Below are 2,566 nucleotides of genomic sequence, written 5' to 3' on the forward strand. Positions count from 1 at the left end.
CCTCAGGCCGCCAGCTTGTGCGGCTCCGCCGGCACCGCCGGGCCGGCGGCCCGGTCGCTGCGCGCCACCGTGGGCTTCAACATGAAGCAGGCCAGCGCCGGCAGCAGGATCAGCGCGCCCAGCATGTTCCAGAGGAACATGAAGGCCAGCAGGATGCCCATGTCGGCCTGGAACTTGATGTCCGAGAACGCCCAGGTCGCCACGCCCAGGGCCAGCGTCAGGCCGGTCAGCATCACCACCTTGCCGGTGAACAGCAGTGCCCCGTAATAGGCCTGGGCCAGCGTGTGGCCCGCACGCAGCCGGGCCAGCATCACCGACAGGATGTACAGCGCGTAGTCCACGCCGATGCCCACGCCGAGCGCGATGACCGGCAGCGTCGCGACCTTGACGCCGATGCCCAGCATGACCATCAGCGCCTCGGCCAGCAGCGAGGTCAGCATCAGCGGCAGCACCGCCACCACCACGGCCCGCCAGGATCGGAAGGTCACGAAGCACAGCACCACCACGGCACCGTAGACCAGCGCCAGCATCTCGTACCAGGCGCGCTGCACGACGATGTTGGTCGCCGCCTCGATGCCGGCGCTGCCGGCGGCCAGCAGGAAGCGCGCCTCGTCGGAGTCGTGCTGAGCCTTGAAGGCCTCCACGGTCTCGACCACGCGGCTGAGCGTGGCCGCCTTGTGGTCCTTCAGGTAGACGTAGAGCGGCAGCAGGTCGCAGCTCGCCGGCAACAGCTCGCGCGGCGCGTAGGTGAGCAGGGTGCCGAGCGCGGCTTCGTTCGGCACCAGCTCGTACCACTTGAGGTTGCCCTCGTTGTAGCCCACCGAGGACAGCTTGGCGAGCGCGGGGGCCGAGCTGGTGGAGTCGACGCCGGGCAGCTGCTCCAGGGCCCAGGCCAGCTCGTCGATGCGCGACACCACCGGGTAGCTCACGCAGCCCTTGTCGGCGGTCTTGACCATCACCACCAGGATGTCGGCGCTGGCGGCGTAGTTGGCGACCATGAAGGCGCTGTCGCGGTTGTAGCGCGACTCGGGGCGCAGCTCCGGCGCGCCGGGGTCCAGGTCGCCGATCTGCAGGTGCAGGCTGGCCGCGAAGCCGAGCGCCGCCAGACCGGCCGACACCGCGATCGCGCCCAGCGCCCACTTGCGCTCCGTGAAGCGCACCAGCGTGTGCCAGACGCGGTGCCGCTCGCCGCCGGCGCTGTCGGCCAGCTCGGTGCGCAGGCTGCGCTCGGCCGCCCGGCGGCTCACGCCGGTGTAGGACAGCAGCACCGGCAGCAGGATCAGGTTGGTGAAGATCAGCACGCCCACGCCCAGGCTCGCCGCGAGCGCGAGCTCCTTGATCACCGGGATGTCGATCACCAGCAGCACCGCGAAGCCCACCGCATCGGCCAGCAACGCGGTCAGCCCGGCGAGGAAGAGGCGGCGGAAGGTGTAGCGGGCCGCCACCAGCTTGTGCGTGCCGCGGCCGATGTCCTGCATGATGCCGTTCATCTTCTGCGCGCCATGGCTCATGCCGATCGCGAACACCAGGAACGGCACCAGCATCGAGAACGGGTCGAGCCGGAAGCCCAGCGTGGGCAGCAGCCCGAGTTGCCACACCACCGCCACCAGCGAGACCGACACCACCAGCAGCGTGCTGCGCAGGTCGCGGCTGTACGCGTAGACCATGGCCGCAGCGATCACGATCGCCACCGCGAAGTACTTCAGCACCTCCGCCAGCCCGTCGATCAGGTCGCCGATGATCTTGCGAAGCCGGTGATGTGGATGCGGATCGTGGCCGACTCGTGCTTCGCGCGCAGCGCCTCCACCTGGCGCGCGAACTCGGCGTAGTCGAGCGCCTGGCCGGTGGCCTCGATGCGGCTGAGCAGCGGCACGTAGATGATGCTGGACTTGAAGTCGTTCGCGACGAGCTGCCCGATCTGCCCCGAGCGCTCGATGTTGGAGCGCACCTTCTGCAGCGCCTGCGGCGATCCGTCGTAGTCCTCGGAGATCACCGTGCCGCCTTCCAGGCCCTCCTCGGTCACCGCCGTCCAGCGCACCGCCGGCGTCCACAGCGACTTCATGTAGGCGCGATCCACACCGGGCAGCAGGAACACCTCGTCGTTGATGCGCGCCAGGGTCTCGAGGTAGGTCTTGTCGTAGATGTCGCCCGAGGTCGTCTCGACCGCGATGCGCACCGAGTTGCCCAGGCCGCTGAGCTTGCCGCGGTACTCGAGGAAGTTGATCACGTACGGGTGCGTGGTCGGGATCATCTTCTCGAAGCTGGCATTGAGCTGCAGCTTGCCGGCCTGCCAGCCGAGCAGCAGCGTGACCAGCAGGCAGGCGATGAGGACGAGCGGGCGGAAGTTGAAGAAGGCGCGTTCGAGCAAGTTGCCCGAGCGGCGATCGAAGTCTTCGACGCGCGCGATCACGGGATGCGGGTCGAGGCTGGAGTCTGCGTGCATGGATGTCGTCGATGAAGAACGGCGCTGCGGCGTCAGCGGGCGGCGGGCGGGGCAGCCAGGTCCACGCGCTGCGGACCCCGCAGCCCGGCCAGTGCGAGGGCGCCGTCCTGCGTGGGCACCAGG

General features: G+C 69.2%; 1 pseudogene. It reads right to left on the reverse strand.

Annotated elements, in window-relative coordinates:
- Positions 1–2: 2 nt before the first annotated feature.
- A pseudogene (locus x551_RS21000) lies at positions 3–2,443 on the reverse strand (MMPL family transporter).
- Positions 2,444–2,566 lie beyond the last annotated feature (123 nt).

Source organism: Methylibium sp. T29, from assembly GCF_000576205.1.
In the GTDB taxonomy this organism is placed as follows: Bacteria; Pseudomonadota; Gammaproteobacteria; order Burkholderiales; family Burkholderiaceae_C; genus Methylibium; species Methylibium petroleiphilum.